Annotated in this window: 15 protein-coding genes; 4 read left to right on the top strand and 11 right to left on the bottom strand. The window is 31.0% G+C overall.

Annotation, left to right across the window (positions count from 1 at the left end):
- Window positions 1–103: 103 nt before the first annotated feature.
- The 10 genes from CJ192_RS07825 to CJ192_RS07780 all read right to left on the bottom strand — a co-directional run bounded on the left by CJ192_RS07825 (window position 104) and on the right by CJ192_RS07780 (window position 10,639).
- Window positions 104–1,423 (bottom strand): glutathionylspermidine synthase family protein, encoded by a 1,320-nt coding sequence (locus CJ192_RS07825; protein WP_102198384.1) that lies wholly within the window; start codon window positions 1,421–1,423, stop codon window positions 104–106.
- A 17-nt stretch (window positions 1,424–1,440) separates the two neighbouring features.
- Window positions 1,441–1,665, bottom strand: a complete 225-nt coding sequence (locus CJ192_RS07820) for a DUF951 domain-containing protein (RefSeq protein WP_004812637.1) — start codon at window positions 1,663–1,665, stop codon at window positions 1,441–1,443.
- A complete protein-coding gene (locus CJ192_RS07815; RefSeq protein WP_102198383.1) occupies window positions 1,652–2,518 on the bottom strand; it encodes a mechanosensitive ion channel family protein in 867 nt (288 codons plus the stop codon). Before CJ192_RS07815 ends, CJ192_RS07820 begins: the two co-directional genes overlap by 14 nt.
- Entirely contained in the window at window positions 2,511–3,029 is a 519-nt protein-coding gene (locus tag CJ192_RS07810) for an SGNH/GDSL hydrolase family protein (protein WP_102198382.1), read from the bottom strand. Before CJ192_RS07810 ends, CJ192_RS07815 begins: the two co-directional genes overlap by 8 nt.
- Window positions 3,029–5,020, bottom strand: coding sequence for an alpha-amylase family glycosyl hydrolase (locus CJ192_RS07805; protein ID WP_102198381.1), 1,992 nt, complete (start codon window positions 5,018–5,020; stop codon window positions 3,029–3,031). Before CJ192_RS07805 ends, CJ192_RS07810 begins: the two co-directional genes overlap by 1 nt.
- 39 nt (window positions 5,021–5,059) lie before the next feature.
- Window positions 5,060–7,120: an elongation factor G gene (fusA, locus tag CJ192_RS07800; protein ID WP_102198380.1), complete on the bottom strand. Its 2,061-nt coding sequence runs from the start codon at window positions 7,118–7,120 to the stop codon at window positions 5,060–5,062.
- Window positions 7,121–7,512: 392 nt separating this feature from the next.
- Window positions 7,513–7,881, bottom strand: coding sequence for a DUF956 family protein (locus tag CJ192_RS07795; protein ID WP_102198379.1), 369 nt, complete (start codon window positions 7,879–7,881; stop codon window positions 7,513–7,515).
- Complete coding sequence (locus CJ192_RS07790; RefSeq protein WP_004812625.1) at window positions 7,881–8,810, bottom strand: PTS system mannose/fructose/sorbose family transporter subunit IID; 930 nt, start codon at window positions 8,808–8,810, stop codon at window positions 7,881–7,883. The genes CJ192_RS07795 and CJ192_RS07790 overlap by 1 nt, the downstream gene beginning before the upstream one ends.
- An 8-nt stretch (window positions 8,811–8,818) precedes the next feature.
- Window positions 8,819–9,628, bottom strand: coding sequence for a PTS mannose/fructose/sorbose transporter subunit IIC (locus tag CJ192_RS07785; protein WP_004812623.1), 810 nt, complete (start codon window positions 9,626–9,628; stop codon window positions 8,819–8,821).
- A gap of 9 nt (window positions 9,629–9,637) precedes the next feature.
- Window positions 9,638–10,639, bottom strand: coding sequence for a PTS sugar transporter subunit IIB (locus CJ192_RS07780; protein ID WP_102198378.1), 1,002 nt, complete (start codon window positions 10,637–10,639; stop codon window positions 9,638–9,640).
- A gap of 165 nt (window positions 10,640–10,804) precedes the next feature.
- On the opposite strand from CJ192_RS07780, the gene CJ192_RS07775 reads away from it, so the two are divergent.
- The 4 genes from CJ192_RS07775 to CJ192_RS07760 all read left to right on the top strand — a co-directional run bounded on the left by CJ192_RS07775 (window position 10,805) and on the right by CJ192_RS07760 (window position 16,263).
- On the top strand, window positions 10,805–13,663 hold the full coding sequence (locus CJ192_RS07775) for an insulinase family protein (RefSeq protein WP_102198377.1): 2,859 nt from the start codon (window positions 10,805–10,807) through the stop codon (window positions 13,661–13,663).
- A 112-nt stretch (window positions 13,664–13,775) separates the two neighbouring features.
- Entirely contained in the window at window positions 13,776–14,894 is a 1,119-nt protein-coding gene (locus CJ192_RS07770) for a 5-bromo-4-chloroindolyl phosphate hydrolysis family protein (protein WP_102198376.1), read from the top strand.
- A complete protein-coding gene (locus tag CJ192_RS07765) occupies window positions 14,887–15,993 on the top strand; it encodes a toxic anion resistance protein (protein ID WP_102198375.1) in 1,107 nt (368 codons plus the stop codon). Before CJ192_RS07770 ends, CJ192_RS07765 begins: the two co-directional genes overlap by 8 nt.
- A gap of 9 nt (window positions 15,994–16,002) precedes the next feature.
- Complete coding sequence (locus CJ192_RS07760) at window positions 16,003–16,263, top strand: fatty acid kinase subunit FakA-related protein (protein WP_004812605.1); 261 nt, start codon at window positions 16,003–16,005, stop codon at window positions 16,261–16,263.
- A gap of 755 nt (window positions 16,264–17,018) precedes the next feature.
- Here CJ192_RS07760 and CJ192_RS07755 read toward each other — a convergent pair.
- Window positions 17,019–17,309 (bottom strand): GIY-YIG nuclease family protein, encoded by a 291-nt coding sequence (locus tag CJ192_RS07755; RefSeq protein ID WP_004817560.1) that lies wholly within the window; start codon window positions 17,307–17,309, stop codon window positions 17,019–17,021.
- Window positions 17,310–17,321: the final 12 nt, after the last annotated feature.

Here is a 17,321-nt window from a genome sequence, read left to right as displayed (position 1 = left end):
TTTTTTCTTGACTATTTTTGAGATAAAAAATATAGCTGTTAATCAAACAGCTATATTAGTATATTATCTTTTTTGACTTTTGTCAAATATTTTTTTTATTTTTTTATTTTTCTCTAATTTTCAAGGAACTTACTACATAGTATTCTCTAGCTGAGCTTATTAGGGCAGCATTTCCTATTCTCATATATGGGGAGATGAATTTTTTGTTGTAGGCAAATAGACCTGTTACAAAGGAAAAGTCTTCTAGTTTTGCTTTGTCATCTTCCATTTTTATGAATTTTATTGGTTTTACTGTGTAGTATTCTTGGTAGATATAGTCCTTGTCTTTTATTTGCTCTAATATTTCTTCGAATTCTTTTTTGTCGTGTTCTTTTCCTACATATATACCATGGGATGCATAGCCTTGGATTGGTTTTAGTATATACTTGTCTTTTTCTTCTAATATTTTTTCTTTGTCTTTTTTATAATTGAATTTTTCTGTGTATGGTATGTGTTTTTTTATAAATTCATTTTCTTTTTCTGATAGGATTTTTTGACTTTCTTTCAGTCTTAGGATTCTAAATATGTCTTTTGTGTAAAATAAGGTTGACCTGAAGGAGCCTATTGTCATTACTTCGTCATTTAGATAGGCATCTATTAGGTTTTTGCCTATGTCTTTGTTTTCTATTAGATCACTTGTCACAAGTCTTCTATATACTAGGTCTATTTTCATATCATCTATATATAGACCGCCATCTTTTCTTTCTAGATCTTTTAGGTTGGCTATTTTACACCTGTGTCCTTTTTTTTCGAATAATTTTTGTATGGTTTTAAATTCTATATTGTCAAATTCTACTATGTCTACTATGGCTATGTTTATTTTTTCTTTAGTTTTTTTTGTTTTGTAATACAAAACTTCTATAGAATCTACTAGACTTTGTAGTAGGTCTGTGTGGTCTATGACATATTTTTCTTTTAATTTTTCTATAGCCTTTGTTTCTTTCATCAAGTCTGCGAGAGACTTATCTTCTAGCATTGCAGATGATCCGTCTGTGTTTAATTCACAAAATTTATAGTCTTCTCTTCCATCATACATTACATCAAATCTTGCTATAGGTGTTGATATATTATAGCCTGGGTCTTTTAATATTAATTTTTCTGTCAAGTCATCTAGGGCAAATAATTTTCTGTAAGATTCATTTTCTACATATTCTTTAGTTACTTTTTCTACTATAGACATAAAGGTATCTATCATATCATCATAAAGTTTATAGTCTTCTTGGCTATAAAAATATGCATCATATAAGGTAGGAATTTCTTCTTCTTTATATGTTGCTCCATATTCTTTTCTATTGTTTAGTAATTTTTCATAGTCTTTTTTATATTCTGAATAGTTTTCATTTATTATCTTTTCATAATCAATTTTTATTTGGTCATTTATCATTAATTCCTTTATCTCCTTTAATCTTCTGGTTCGTAGTTTACTATTGATACGAACTTTCCTTCTTTGTTTTGTATCTTTCTAATTCTTTTGTCAAAGTCCATTCTTTTTAACCAAACTAATTTATCACAACCTAGACACCTTAGTTTCATATCTGCTCCCATTCTTTCGATTTTCCATTTATTTTCTCCACAAGGATGGGGTTTTTTTAAGCTTACTATGTCGTTTATTTTATATTTTTTCATATATTTCCTCTTCTAATAAACTGCTTTTTATATTTCTTTTTTCCATTTCAATTTTTATTAGCTCTCTTACTTTTCTTGAAATCTCCCACTGAGTTCCTATTTTTACTAGGGATGTTACCCTTACCTTGTAGGAGAAGTCTTTAAATTCTGTTATTTCAAAAAAACTTAAGTCTTCTATAAAGGCCTTTTTGTATTTTGGCATATTTTTTATTTTTTGAGAAACTGTTTCAATCATAGCTTTTACATCTTCAAGTTTTGTATCGTTTGATACGCAAAAATATGCTTCACTTCTTTGGGCTCCCCTGTTGTAGTTTTGAACATTTGTAATGTTTGAGTTTGGAATTATGTGAAGAGATCCGTTGTAATCTCTTATTTTTGTAATCCTAAGATTTACTTCTTCTACTGTTCCTTCTACTCCAGAGCATACAACCCATTCTCCAACCCTTAATTTATCATCAAATATTATAAAAATTCCTTTTACAAAATCTGCAATTAAGGTTTGGGCTCCAAGGGCTATGGCTATACCTCCGATTCCTGCAGTCGCTATTAGGCTTGAGGTATTTATGCCAAATATATCCAAAATTATTGTAATAGCTATAAAAATTATTATTACCCTAGCCGTTGAATAGAATACTTTTATTAGGGTTTCAAGTTTTGCTGAATTTCTATTTATTTTCTTCTTATTCCTATTAAAAAACTTGATTATAATTTTGTGAACAAGTTTTAGTGCAAAAAAACAAACTAAAACAACAATAGCTACTGAAATTATATCTATAATTATTTTATTTCTCATAAATTCAGGCAATAAGGAACTTTTTTCTACCATCTTATCAATATCATTTATTTCATTCATCTATATCATCCTTTATAATTTTCTCGATTTTTTCTGCTAACTTTTGGTGAAAAATCTTTCCCATATGAAGCCCATCTAGGTAGTAGGGGTCAATTTTTCTTGAATCTAAAATAAGGGCATCCAAATCGTACAATTTCTCTGCAAAATCATTTATTTTTTCATTTACATAAGTATATATTGGATAGACCTCTTCCTCTTCTAGAAGGGGTGGGATAATTATTAGATTTTTCTTGGCAGTCGATAAGTCTAATATACTTTTGACATTTGAATATGCAAGATTCACACTTTCTCCATTTAAAAAATCATTAGACCCACCAAATATTATCAAATAATCTATATCTTTGTATTTATTTCTTATTTTTTTATACCTTTTAACCATATCAGAGCTTGTAGAACCATTAATGCCGAGATTTATAATTTCAAAACCCGCCTTTGTTAAAAAGCGGGTGTAATTATTGCATTCTACAAGATAACCTTGGGTAAAGGAATCTCCTAAGCAAATTATTTTCATTATTCTACCTTCTTTAAGGCAAGGGCTGTTCTTGATGGAATATAAATTTCTATTCCATCATAGTCAGTATTTTCTAAATTTTTAGATTCGTAAATTATATCTTTAGATATCCTACCAAGTCCACCAAATTCTTCATCATCAGTATCTAAGATTACTTTAAATTTTCCCTTATCGTGAATTGGCACTTGAAAAGAATCATAGGAATTTCGTGGGTGGAAGTTGAAAATATAAACTATATCCTTATTTCTGTAGGCAATAACCTTCCTATCATTATCAAGCCATAGCCTAAAAATATCATTTCCTAATTGATCATCTTCTTTTATTTGATCAAGCATTTTCTCGTCCCATTTTAAAAGCCAGTCATATTTTAATAAATCATTATCTGCCAAAGACCACAAACGTCTTGCGTAATGGAAGGAATAATTATTTCCTTCTCTTGGAAAATCTATCCATTCAGGATGACCAAATTCATTTCCCATGAAGTTTAAATATACTTCAGCCCCCATAGAAATTGTAATCCACCTTATCATCTTGTGAAGGGCAATAGCCCTATCTATTATAATATTATGGGTTTTCTTTTCCATATCCCAATACATAGCAGAGTCTGCAAGCCTAAAAATTGTAGTTTTTGATCCAACAAGGGCTTGGTCATGACTTTCTACATAAGAAATTCTTTTTTCTTCTGGTCTGTAGGTAGAAAGTTCATACCACATCTTTCCCATATCCCAGTCTTCATCTCTTTTTTCCAAGGCCTTTTCCCAAAAATCTGGCATGCCCATAGAAAGTCTATAATCAAAACCAATTCCACCATCTTTTATTGGAAGACACATTCCTGGCATGGCTGACATATCTTCAGCAATTGTTATGGCATCTTTTTTAACTTCTCTTATAAGTTCATTGGCAAGTTGGAGGTAGTTTATAGCTTCTATGTCTGTATTCATAGAAAAATATTTTGAGTAATTATCAAAGCTTTCTCCTCTTCCGTGATTTTTATAAATCATAGAAGTTACCCCATCAAACCTAAAACCATCAAAGTGAAATTCCTCTAGCCAATATTTTATATTTGAAAGAAGGAAATGACATACTCCAGGTTTGTGATAATCAAATAATTTAGAATCCCAATCAGGATGATTTCCCTCATCTCCTTCATGGAAAAATTGGTATTCTGTTCCATCAAAAAGGTTTATTCCCTCGTTAGTATTTTTTACAGAATGAGAATGAACCAAGTCCATTATCACATTAAGGCCCATCTGGTGAGCTGTATTTATTAAAGATTTTAATTCGTCATTTTCTCCATACCATGAAGATGGGGCAAAGAAATTCGAAACTTGGTAACCAAAAGATCCGTAGTAAGGATGTTCTGCTATGGCCATAAGTTGGATGGTATTGTATCCTTCTTTTTTAATTCTTGGAAGAATATTTTTTTCAAATTCCTTGTAGGTTCCAACACCTTCTCTCTCACAAGCCATACCTATATGGGCTTCATAAATTAAAAGATCATCTTTTTTTATCTTAAATTTATCGTCAGTCCACTCAAATTTTTTTCTAGGATTTTCTAGGATTGCTGAAAAATCGTGGTTTTCATCTCTTTCTACCCTTCTTGCAAAAAGGGGTATCCTATCTTGAAAACTATCTCCATAGTCAACCATAACCTTAAGTCTGGATTTGTGGGGGATAGTTCTTATCCCCTTTATGAAAATTTCCCAATCACCATCATTTATCTTTTTTAAAGGATGGGAATGTCTATCCCAATTATTAAAATCTCCAACTAGGTAAAGCCCCTTAGCATTAGGTGCCCATTCCCTATAAATCCAACCTGTTTTTGTTTTATGAAAGCCGTAATAATTGTGGGCATTGGCGAAGTCTTTTAATTTTTCACCTTTTTTCAAAAGTCTATTCTTTTGTTTTTTATACTCTTCCATCCTAAGGTCTATATCATTTTTGTAGTCCTTTATCCAAGGATCAATTTCCAAAATTTTCCAGTCTTTCATTATTTTGCCCCTTTTCTAAACTATATTTTAAATAAGATTTTATTCTTTTTTATTAGCTTCAACTATTTTTTCAGTCAAGTCTTTTGGCACTTCTTCATATTTTTCAAATTCCATTGAGAAAGATCCACGAGCCTGAGTCATTGACCTTAAATCTATAGAATATGTTAAAACTTCACTTTCTGGTGCAAGAGCTGAAATTATTTGGGAGCCGTCTTCTTGTGGTTCCATTCCCAAAATTTTTCCACGTCTCTTGTTCATATCTCCCATAACATCGCCCATGTACTTATCATCAACTTTAATTTCAAGTTTCATAATAGGCTCAAGTAGGATTGGTTTTGCCTCTTCAATTCCTTTTTTAAAGGCAATTCTTGCAGCAGATTTGAAAGCTTGCTCGTTTGAATCTACTGGATGGTAAGATCCATCATATAAGGTAGCCTTGATTCCAACAACCTTATATCCTGCAAGAGGTCCTTCTTCCATAGAGTCTTTTAGACCTTTTTCAACTGCAGGGAAGTAATTTTTAGGAACTGCCCCACCAAATACTTCTTCTTCAAAAATAAATTCTTCATCACAAGGCTCAAACCTTACAAAAACATCACCATATTGGCCGGCACCACCAGATTGTTTTTTGTGTTTACCTTGAACGTCAGATTTGCCCTTAATAGTTTCCCTATAAGGGATTTTCAAATCAACAACTTTTGTATTAACAGAATAATTATCTTTTAACTTATCCATTAAAACCTCAAGTTGAACATTTCCAAGTCCTGCCAAAACTTCTTGGTGGGTTTCAACATCTCTTCTATCTTCAAAAGTTGGATCTTCTTCAGATAATTTTTTCAAAGCTGCTGATATCTTATCCTCATCATTTTTACTTTCAGCCTCTATTGCATAAAATAAAACTGGTTTTGGATATTTAATTCTCTTATATTCAATAGGATTGTCCTTTGTACATAAAGTATCTCCAGTTTGAAGGCTATCTTGTTTAGAAAATGCTCCAATATCTCCAGCAACAATTCTTTCAGTTTTAAATTGTTCTTTTCCTCTTAAATAGAAAATATTAGAAGCCTTTAACTCCTTATCCTTAGAAATATCATAGAAGGTTTGGTCTTTTTTAATAGCTCCAGATAATACTTTAAATATAGAAATTTTACCCAAAAACGGATCAGCAATTGTTTTGAAAACAACAGCAGAAAAAGGACTATCTTCACTGACTGCAAATTCCTCATAATCATCAGTAACTCTAAAACCAATATTTGCAGCCTTGTGGTCTGGAGATGGCATAAATCTTGTAATAATATCTAATAATAAATCAAGACCAATTTCTTTTTCTAAACTACCAGCCAAAAGTGGAACAGCGCTACCATTTACAATAGCCTTCCTAAAGCCTTCCTTGAATTCTTCTTCTGTAAAACTTTCACCAGAAAAATACTTATCCATCAAGGCATCATCACTTTCAGCAACAACCTCTAAGATTTCCTCATAAACTGCATCTACTTCTTCAAGTCTAATTTCTGGTATTTCGACTTCTTCTCTTACACCATCTTTATATTTATAAGCTTTTTTATCTACAACATCGATTAAACCTTCAAAGTCTTCCCCTTCACCAAGGGTTAAGGTTAGTGGGATTATTTTTTTAGAAAATTCTATGTGCAAGTCACTAACTGCTTGGTTAAAATTAGCATTTTCCTTATCTAATTTATTAACAAAAATTATTCTTGGCAAAGAAATATTTTCTGTATATTTCCAATATTTTTCAGTTCCAACTTCAATCGGATTTTCTCCATCAATTACAAACAAAGCTGATTCACTTGCCCTAAGTGCATTTAAAACTTCACCTTCAAAGTCAAAAAATCCAGGAGCATCGATAAAGTTTACCTTATAATCTTTATATTCAACAGGAATTATTGAAGTTTGGATAGAAATTTTTCTTTTGATTTCTTGTTTTTCATAATCAGAAACAGTGTTTCCATCAGAAACTTTTCCTACCCTATCAATGGCCTTTGTATGGTATAGTAAAGATTCAGTTAGGCTAGTTTTACCTGCTCCTGAATGCCCTACTAAAGCTAAATTCCTTAATTTGTTTGTTTTATAATCTTTCATAATAAAATAACCTCCATTTAGTCGATGAAAACATTTTTTTCATTCTATGTATTTTATATACCCAATTTATCAAATTTAATTTATATATTTTTATAAAGAAGTCAGATTTTTTTGGTGAAAAAGTTTTTATTGTTAAAATTTCTTCTAAAAATACTTACCATATTAAATTTCCCCATAAAAAAAGACCCAGAAAGTCTGAGTCTAAGGTTGTCGACAAACTAGAATTTTACTCATTTCGACCGAGTGCAACGAGCGGAGAAATCTCATGAGATCTCTCCATGCGTTCGTTTCACTCACTTAGTCGAGATGGTACTTAGCTTGATTTTATTTTAAAATAAAATTTTATATAAGTCTATACTTTGTCTACGCTCTGAGACCCAGAGAATCTGAGTCTATTTTTTTATTAAATTTTTAAATCCTCTTTTAATTACTTCAAAAAACGATAGGGACCTTCTTAATTTATTTGAATCTATATAATTATTTAAAGCTCTCAAAACTTTTTTATTATCCCTACTTGTAAAAATAAAATTCCCATTTTCCCTTGTATGAATTGCAAACCTGTTTATTTTTTTGCCAAATAAAACTGATGCGCTTACAAAAGAAATTTCCTTATAAGGAATTTGTATATAATCTTCTAGATTTTTCTCATTATAATATTCAAAGGCCTTATCCCCTATCAATATGTCCCCATCAGAAGTAAATCCATTAAGGCACCTTGCCTTAATGGATAAATCTACTTTTTTATTTTGACTTTGAACCATTACATAATTCCAAGTACAGATGCTATAATTCCTATAATAAATAGGGCTATAATTATAACAATTGGTGATACATTTTTCTTTAATAATTTACAAATACCAAGAGTAAGTAGCATTGGAACAAGTCCTGGTATTAATTGGTTTAAGTTATCTTGAAGGGTTGTAACTTTTACTTGGTCAAGTCCTGCTGATCCTAATTGATCATAAAGTTTGAAAGCCTCTTGAAGGCCCTTGCTTCCACTTGATAGGGAATTCCAATCAATAAAAGATCCCGCTTGTTGGGTTACTTCTGATACATTTACTGTAAATGTAACATTTACCCATCTTTGTACCAAAGCTCCAACTATAAACATACCTACAATTGATGCAACTAGGTTTACCTTTCCTAAAAGACCACCTGATAAGTCTTTGGTAATTTCATTTCCTACCTTATAACCAAACTCTTGACTCTTCCATTCAAATAACATTCTTAAAACATTCCATAATACAAAGAATAATATTGGTCCAATAGGATTTCCTGTAAGAGCCATTGATGCACCAAGGGCTCCTATGATTGGTCTTGCTGTAAACCAGAAAACAGGATCTCCTACACCTGCCAAAGGTCCCATCATTCCTACTTTTACTGAGTTTATTGTTTTATCTTCGATTGGAGCCCCGTTTGCTCTTTCTTCTTCCATAGCAAGGGTAACTCCCATTACTGGGCTTGAAAGATATGGGTGGGTATTGTAAAACTCCAAATGTCTTTTTAGAGCAGCTTTTCTGTCTTCGTCTGATTTGTATAATTTTTTGATAGCTGGAATTATTGAATAACACCAACCACCATTTTGCATACGTTCGTAATTCCAAGAACCTTGTAGGAGTTGATGACGATTAAATACTTTTATCCTATCAGATCTTGATAATTCTATTCTTTTTTCATTTACTTCAGTCATATTTCCTCCTAATAATCATTTATAATATCGCCAAGTGGATCTCCAGTATTATTTGATCCATTTGATGAAGATGATTCTTTAAGTTTTAAATAAATTAGGGCAAGTGAAAATCCTACTACACCTAGTCCTATTAGGGTTAGTTGTGGGATTGCTGCAACTGCAAAACCTATAGCAAAAAATGGCCAAGTTTCTTTTGTACTCATCATATTAATTACCATAGCATAACCTACTGCTGCAACCATGCCTCCACCTACTTCCATACCATGTGTTAACCAATCAGGCATAGAATTTAAAACGCTTGTTACAACTTTTGGTGAAACAAAACAAAGTGCTGCTGCAGGAATTGCAATCCTAAGTCCTTGCATTAAAACTGCAAGCATTTGTAAGACTTCAATTTTTCTAAAATTTCCTTCTTCTGCTGCTGCATCCATTCCGTGAACTATAGGAATTGCTAAAGTTCTTGCTATCATTGTTAAAAATAGACCTGCTACTGAAAGTGGAATTGCTACTGCTATTGATGTATTTATGGCATTGTTTACATTTCCTGTTCCATCTTGTAGGGCCAAAACCATAATTATGGCACTTGCTACTGATGCAAGGGCTGCATCTGGGGCTACTGCTGCTCCTATATTTGCCCAACCAAGAGCAATCATTTGAAGAGCTCCACCAAGCATAATTCCTTCTTTTAAATGTCCACTTACAAGTCCAATCAAAGTACAAGCTACAATTGGTTGGTGAAATTGGAATTGGTCTAGGATTCCTTCCATACCTGCAAGTAGAGCAACTATAACAATTAAAATAATACTAATTGCTGACATAATTCCTCCTTAAGCTAAACCAAGTTCTGATTTTGCTTTTTTCATAATATTTTTAAAGTTTTCTGGTTGATTTGCTGGAACTTTTCTTACATCAATTTTTACTCCCTTATCAAGTAATTTTTCAAAAGTTTCAACATCTTCCTTACCCATAGAAACTGTAGAAGTTACATAGGCCTTTCCTTGTGAGTGGGCCATTGATCCAAGATTTATTTCATCTAAATCTACTCCTAATTCTATAAGGGCTAAGGCATCTTGAGGTGTTTCAAATAATAACATTGCCCTTGTATCACCAAAACGTGGGTCTTTAAAAATTTCTGCCATCTTCCAAACTGGTACAACGTGAGCCTTAACTCCTGGAGGAGCTGCCTCTCTTATCATTGACTTACGAAGCTCATCCTCACTTACATTGTCACTTACTACAATAATCCTTGAAGGATTTGTTGCCTTTGTCCATCCTGTTGCAACTTGTCCATGAAGTAATCTTGTATCAATCCTTGCAAGAACAATATTAATTTTTCCACTTCCAATTACAGTTCCTTCTGGAATCGATCCCGAAATTTTTGGAATATTTTCTTTAACATCTTCTTTTTGATTTGACTTATTATAATCGTCCATCAAGGATTCTGGTTTAGTTTTTACTCCTTCTTTGGCAGGTTCTAGTAAGGCTTTTGCAAGATCGTGTGATTTTTCTTCCATAAGTCTTGAACCTAAGGCCTCAATTAACATGGGTAAATTAAGTCCGGTAAGAACAGCCCAATTTTCTTCATGTCCATCCATAAGAGCTGAAACTTGGTTAAATGGTGTTCCACCCCATAGGTCGACTAAGAAAAGTATCTCTTGGCAATCTAGTTTTTTGATTTTTTCTTCAAGTTCAGCCCTTAAATCATCAGGGCCCATTGATGGTAAGAGAACAGCTGTTTCGAGTTTTTCTTGTTCTCCGAAAATCATCTCTCCAGATTGTCTTATACCATTTGCAAATTCTCCGTGACTTGCCAGTATAATACCTATCATTTACTTCCCTCCTTAAAATATATTGATTTATATTATAAACCTACTTTAATTTTACCCTATTTCTTATAATTTATTAAATATTTTTTTAACTATGTTTTTCTATTAATGAGATAAAATTTATTTAAGAGTATAGTCCTAGTAAATATATAAAGAAAGGATTTATTTATGGAAAAATATATCTTAATAAAAAATAAAAAATATGAAAAACTTGGCCTGGATGTTTTTTTATATGAACATAAAAAATCTGGGGCAAGAATTAATTATATAAAGGCTGATGACAAAAATAAAACTTTTGCCATAGCTTTCAAAACTCCTCCAGAGTCTTCCAAGGGGATTTCCCATATTTTGGAACATTCTGTTTTAAATGGGTCAAAAAAATATAGGACCAAAGAACCTTTTATGGATATGATTGGATCAAGTCTTCAAACTTTTTTAAATGCCATGACCTATCCTGACAAAACTGTCTATCCTGTGGCAAGCGAAAATGACAAGGACTTTTTTAACCTGCAAGATGTTTATCTTGATGCAGTTTTTAATCCAAGAGTTTTAAATAAGGAAGAAATTTTCTTACAAGAAGGAAAATCTATAAAAATCGATGAGGATGGAAATTTCTCTATATCAGGAGTTGTTTATAATGAAATGAAGGGTGCTACTACAAATCCTGACACCATTATTATAAATGAAATAAACAAATATCTTTATAAAAACTCCTGCTACCAATATGTCTCAGGTGGAAACCCTTATGATATTTCAAAATTATCCTACCAAGAATTTTTAGATTATTACAAGAGATTTTACCACCCATCAAACGCCCAAATTTTCTATTATGGGGATATGGATATAGAAAAATATTTAGAAAATCTTGATGTGGAATACTTATCCAATTACGAGAAAAAAGAAATTGTGGCTGATTGTAGGGTTTTTGAAAATTATTATAAAAAACCTATCTTTACAAAATTCCAATCAAACAATGAGGATAAGAATAAATCCTACCTAACCTATTCATTTTTAACTAACAAAAGAGCTGATATAAAAGACCAGCTTGCAAATGCAATCTTATCTATCGCCCTTTTCAATTCAGATTCTTCTGAAATCTCTCAAAGAATTTACAAGGAAATTTCTCCAGAAAGTTTTTATGCAAGAACAGGTTATGGGGATATTTCTTCAATTCAGATTACAGCCCAAGGCACATCCTATGAAAATTTGGATAAATTTGTTGAAATAATTGAAGAAGAACTTGAAAAATATGCCAACCATATTCCAAAAGATTCCCTAAAGGCAGCCCACGCACTTTTTGATTTTTCTCAAAGAGACCAAATAAATTCAGCCTCAAAGGGAATCGAATATATACTCATGCACAATTTAGATAATGAAATTTTTGAAAGTTTAAATTTGATTGACTATATAAATGAACTGGGAGATTTGATCGAAACAGATTATTTTGAAAAACAAGTTAGGAAATATTTCCTTGATAACAAGACAAAATTAGTCCTTGTGGCAAAACCTTATAAGGATTATTTCAAAAATATAGAAGAAAAAATCGACCAGGACTTAGAAGATTATAAAAATTCCTTATCTAAAGATCAAATTGATGACTTAAAGAAAAAGGAAGAAAGATTAAAAACTTTCCAAGAAAGAGAAGATTCAAAAGAGGATAAGGCTACAATTCCTACTCTTGAAATTAGTGACCTTGACCTTGAAGTTGAAAAAGTTCCAAGACAAGTTGAAGACGATAATTTTAAATTTATCTACCACGACCTTGATAGTGCGGGGATGATTTATAGTGAATTATTCTTTGACGTAAATCACATGGATCTTGAAAATCTAAAATACCTTTGCCTAATATCAGACTTTTTGGGATCAATTGATACAAAAAAATATTCCTACCAAAAATTAGATGACTTAATTCCAATAAATATGGCAGGTCTTAATTTCACCGTCCAAAATATTAAAAATAAAGAAGGTCAAATCAATAATTTTATAAAAATTTCCTTTAAAACTACCCTTGATAGGTATGAAAAATCTCTTGGAATAATAAAAGAAGTCATGAAAAATACTGATTTTTCTGATGAGAAAAGAATTAAGGATATTTTAAAACAAATAAAGGCCATGTTTGAAATGAACATGTATGATTCTGGTCACAGCCTTGCCCTAACCCGTTCTTTCTCACATTTTGATAAGCTTTCATACATCAAAGATCAGCTAAATGGTTTTGGATACTATGAATTTATAAAGAAAATTTCAAAGGATGTAGAAGAAGACTTTCTTACTTTCAAGGAAAAATTAGAGGATTTATACAAGGAAATTTTCTCAAAAAATCTTCTAATTAATATTACAGGATCAAATGAAGATTATAAAATTCTTAAAACATATATAAAGAAAGAATTTTCAGACCTTGATAAAATAGAAAAAGATAAGGCTAAGATTGAATTTAATAAATCTTATTATAAGGAAGGAATTTTATCCGATGCAAATGTAAATTATGTTTCAATGGGGGCAGATTTAAAAGAATTTTCTGATAAAAAATTAAATCTTTTGGCCCTTTCTTCATCAATTATTTCAAATCCCTACCTTCACGATTTAATTCGTGCAAAAGGGGGAGCCTATGGGGCAGGCCTTATGATTGATAAGTATGGAAATATTGGTACCTATTCTTACAGGGACCCTAATATAGAAAAAACTGTTGAAAATTATAAAAAAATACCAGATATTTTAGAAAATTTAAGGCTTGATCAAAACGATTTGAAAAACCAAAAAATTTCAAAAATGGGTTCATATTTAAAACCTCAGTCTATCCAATCCAAGACTTCTTTAGATTTTCTAAGGTACTTGCAAGGATTTTCTTATAAGGAGCTTCATGATAAACTTTTTGATATAAAAAATGCTAGCTTAGATGATATAATAAATTTGAAAGATGCTTATAAGGATATTTTAGATAAAAACAACCTTACCGTTTTTGGAAATAGAGAAAAAATAAGGGAAAATGAAAATTATTTTGATAAAATAATAGACCTTGATTCTTAAATATATGAATATTTTTATTAATATATTTGAATCTAACAATCAAATATTAAATAAATATTAAAGATGATTTAAGATTTAAAGCTTTCGGGTATAATTTTATTAAGGAGTTATTATGACAGATTTTGATAAAGAAAATGAAAAATCTTTGGAAAATAGTCTAAATAAGGCTATTTCCGACATGGATTTTTCTGACATAAGTGAAAAATTAAAAAATAGTTTGGATAATTTTATTGATAGGACTATGGCCTTTGTAAATTATAGGCCAAATAATAAGCCTGTCCTTCAAACAAAAAATCCCCAAGTTTGCGCCCAAAATTTACCAGAAAAATCTAAGGCTGGACTTTTGAAAGCTGGTGGTATTTTTTCCTTCATAGTTACTTTTGCAAGTGGCCTTTCAGTTTTTGATGGTGGTCCTGATATGTTTACAGATTTAATTATGGCTATCGCTTTTGGAATTATGGGAGTTTTTTCTTGGAAAAAATTTAAAGAAATTGATATGATTTCAAAAGATTACACAAGATTTTTAAAAGAACTTGGCCATAATACTGTAATTCCCATAAGAGATTTGGCATCATCAATTCAAAAATCTGAAGAAGATACAATAAAAGAGCTTATGTATATGATGAATAAGGGATATTTCAAACAAGCTAGAATTGTTGAAAATGATTCATTATTCTTGCTAGATATTCCAACTTTCAAATTATATAAAGACCAAAAAAGTCAAATGCCAAATTTGTCTTATGAAGAAAAAAAACAAATAGAAAATGATGCCCACAAGAATGTAAATATAGAAAAGGCAGAAAACATAATACAAATTGCAAGCAAGGAAATAAATTCCATAAATCTTGATATTTCTAGGATTAAATCTAGGTCTTTTCTTGAAAAAGTAATAGAAATCAAAAAAAACATAGAAAATATTGTAAATATTATAAAAAGATACCCGGACAAGGCCTATGCCTTGGATAAGTTTATGGATTATTATTTGCCAACAACTGTAAAATTAATCGATGCCTACGCAGAATATGAAATTATTGAATCTAAGGATCCAAAAATAAAAAATTCTCTTTTTGAAATTGAATCTTCTATAGAAACAATCAACCAGGCTTTTGGAAAAATCCAATTGGAACTTATGGAAGATAGGACAATGGATATAAAAACTGATATAGATACAATGAAAATTCTCTTAAATCAAGAAGGGTATTTAGAAAAAGATTGGAGCAAAGATGAGTGATATTAAATTAAGGCTAGACGGAGCCGACCAAGATCCAGAATTAGAAGCAGTTTCCTATAAAAATGAAATTAAAATAGACGAGTCTATTAAGTTTTCACCAGAAGAAGAAAAGCAAATTGACGATTTTTCTAAAAAAATTGACCTAGAAGATTCAAATATAATCTTACAATACGGAGTTGGAGCCCAAAAAAAGATTTCCAATTTCTCAGAAAAGACCTTAAATACAGTAAGAAACAAGGACCTTGGAGAAATTGGTGGACTTTTGGATAAGGTAGTTACTGAAATAAAAACAATGGACCAAGATGATGGTGGGGTTTTTGGATTTTTCAAAAAGCAAAAATCAAAGCTTGATAGTATGAAATTAAAATACCAATCAACAGAAAAAAATATTGATGAAATTGCCAAGGCCTTGGATATGCACCAAATAACCCTATTAAAAGATATTTCCATGCTAGATCAAATGTATGAATTAAATGAAGATTATTACAAGGAACTTTCCATGTATATAGAAGCTGGAAATAGAAAGCTTCAAAAAACTTTTACAGAAGACATACCAGAGCTTGAAAATAAGGCCCAATCTTCAAACCTTCCAATGGATGCCCAAAAAGCAAATGATCTAAAAGCCCAAGCAAACAGGTTTGAAAAAAAATTGCACGACTTAGACTTAACCAGGATGGTTTCAATGCAAATGGCCCCACAAATTAGGATGGTCCAATCATCAAACTCAATTATGGCAGAAAAAATCCAAACAACAATTGTGAACACAATTCCCCTTTGGAAAAATCAAATGGTTCTAGCCCTTGGCATGAGCCACACAGAACAAGCAATCCGTGCCCAAGAAGCCGTAACAAATCTTACCAATGACTTATTAAAATCAAACGCCGACAAGTTAAAGCAAAACACAATCGATACAGCAAGAGCAACCGAACGTGGTATAATAGACCTTGATACAATAAAATACACAAACGATAGACTAATCGAGGCGATTGATGAAGTAAGATCAATACAAATCGAAGGAAAGAAAAATAGAGAAGATGCCAAAAACGAACTTGGCAGACTTGAAGAAGAATTAAAAAGAAATTTATTAAAAAATAGTTAGGAGAAAAAAATGGCAGAAAAAATAGAATTTAAATTTGATACCCAGCTTTTAATAGCAGGAGAAGACTTAGACGAAGACGAAATTTTCGATCATATAACAGAAAACTTTGAAGGAGATAGCCTCCTTGCAGTTGGAGATGAAGATTTAATAAAAATCCACTTCCACACAAATAAACCATGGGAAATATTAGAATACGCCCAATCAATCGGAGATATATTTGATGTAGTAGTAGAAAATATGCAAAGACAAGCAGACGGCCTAAAGGGATAAAGAAAAAGACAGGAATTTTTCCTGTCTTTTTTTGAATAAAATAAGAAACTCAATCTAGATTTTTAAAAATTTCTCTTTTATTTACTAAATTTATATAAATCATAATCCTTGAGATCTCTAACTTCATTCGAGATGGGTTTTTGTTTCACTTGCTTAATTACTAAAGTATATAGCTAACTATGATTTTAAATTTCACTGTTATTGTATTATTGTAATTCTTACCATTAATTTTAATTTTACTTAATTCAAAGTTAAAATATAATAAAGACTCAACTCATTCGAAGTATATAATATAATAAAGACTAAGCTCCATTTCGAGCCTTTCGAGAAATCTATTTGCTTATCTTTAGAGTGTCATTTATTTTTACCTTGGATTTTATATATCGTATTTATTGCCTACTTTATTTACAGATTTACTTAATCCATGGGATCTCTCGACTACTAAAACCAGTTTTCTTCGAAAACTTTTCCGTGCTCTCGCACTAGTTTTAGGGATAAATATGCCAAATCAAGGCATATTTATCTGCTCGAGATGGGGTTTGATTGACCTTGTTTGGTTGCTAAAGTATAAGGCTAATTATCATTTAAAGTTTTATTATAATTACTTTTAATATTTTAAGATTAATTTAACTCCATTCATAGTAAATAAAAATAAGTAAAGACATAACCCATCTCGAGCTTGTCGAGAGATCTCTAAGTTAAATTTATCTTATAATACGTACTTTCCTTGAATTTTCTTCTAAATTAAAATCAGATTAACTGTACCAATCAAAAGATAAATCTCTCCACTTTGGATTTATTGAGTTTATCAAATTATTTTTCTTATCCCTAGACCATCTTTTTAGTTGCTTCTCCCTAGATAATGCCTGGTATTTATCGTCAAGATATTCATAATACACTAATTTAGTGCAATTGTATTTGTCAGTAAAGCCTTCTACTACGTGGTTTCTATGTTCATATAATCTTTTTTCTAGGTTATGAGTGTAGCCAATATATATGGTGGAATTGCTTTTATTTGCTAGTATGTATACATAATAATCTGACATAATATTCTCCAT

The sequence above is a fragment of the Anaerococcus hydrogenalis genome (assembly GCF_002871895.1).
In the GTDB taxonomy this organism is placed as follows: domain Bacteria; phylum Bacillota; class Clostridia; order Tissierellales; family Peptoniphilaceae; genus Anaerococcus; species Anaerococcus hydrogenalis.
This window is presented reverse-complemented; position numbering and strand designations above follow the sequence as displayed.

Excerpts from the sequence above, each read along its gene's own strand:
- CJ192_RS07825 (WP_102198384.1), bottom strand. The coding sequence starts at position 1,423 with ATGATAAATGACCAAATAAAAATTGATTATGAAAAGATAATAAATGAA.
- CJ192_RS07820 (WP_004812637.1), bottom strand. The coding sequence starts at position 1,665 with ATGAAAAAATATAAAATAAACGACATAGTAAGCTTAAAAAAACCCCAT.
- CJ192_RS07815 (WP_102198383.1), bottom strand. The coding sequence starts at position 2,518 with ATGAATGAAATAAATGATATTGATAAGATGGTAGAAAAAAGTTCCTTA.
- CJ192_RS07810 (WP_102198382.1), bottom strand. The coding sequence starts at position 3,029 with ATGAAAATAATTTGCTTAGGAGATTCCTTTACCCAAGGTTATCTTGTA.
- CJ192_RS07805 (WP_102198381.1), bottom strand. The coding sequence starts at position 5,020 with ATGAAAGACTGGAAAATTTTGGAAATTGATCCTTGGATAAAGGACTAC.
- fusA (WP_102198380.1), bottom strand. The coding sequence starts at position 7,120 with ATGAAAGATTATAAAACAAACAAATTAAGGAATTTAGCTTTAGTAGGG.
- CJ192_RS07795 (WP_102198379.1), bottom strand. The coding sequence starts at position 7,881 with ATGGTTCAAAGTCAAAATAAAAAAGTAGATTTATCCATTAAGGCAAGG.
- CJ192_RS07790 (WP_004812625.1), bottom strand. The coding sequence starts at position 8,810 with ATGACTGAAGTAAATGAAAAAAGAATAGAATTATCAAGATCTGATAGG.
- CJ192_RS07785 (WP_004812623.1), bottom strand. The coding sequence starts at position 9,628 with ATGTCAGCAATTAGTATTATTTTAATTGTTATAGTTGCTCTACTTGCA.
- CJ192_RS07780 (WP_102198378.1), bottom strand. The coding sequence starts at position 10,639 with ATGATAGGTATTATACTGGCAAGTCACGGAGAATTTGCAAATGGTATA.
- CJ192_RS07775 (WP_102198377.1), top strand. The coding sequence starts at position 10,805 with ATGGAAAAATATATCTTAATAAAAAATAAAAAATATGAAAAACTTGGC.
- CJ192_RS07770 (WP_102198376.1), top strand. The coding sequence starts at position 13,776 with ATGACAGATTTTGATAAAGAAAATGAAAAATCTTTGGAAAATAGTCTA.
- CJ192_RS07765 (WP_102198375.1), top strand. The coding sequence starts at position 14,887 with ATGAGTGATATTAAATTAAGGCTAGACGGAGCCGACCAAGATCCAGAA.
- CJ192_RS07760 (WP_004812605.1), top strand. The coding sequence starts at position 16,003 with ATGGCAGAAAAAATAGAATTTAAATTTGATACCCAGCTTTTAATAGCA.
- CJ192_RS07755 (WP_004817560.1), bottom strand. The coding sequence starts at position 17,309 with ATGTCAGATTATTATGTATACATACTAGCAAATAAAAGCAATTCCACC.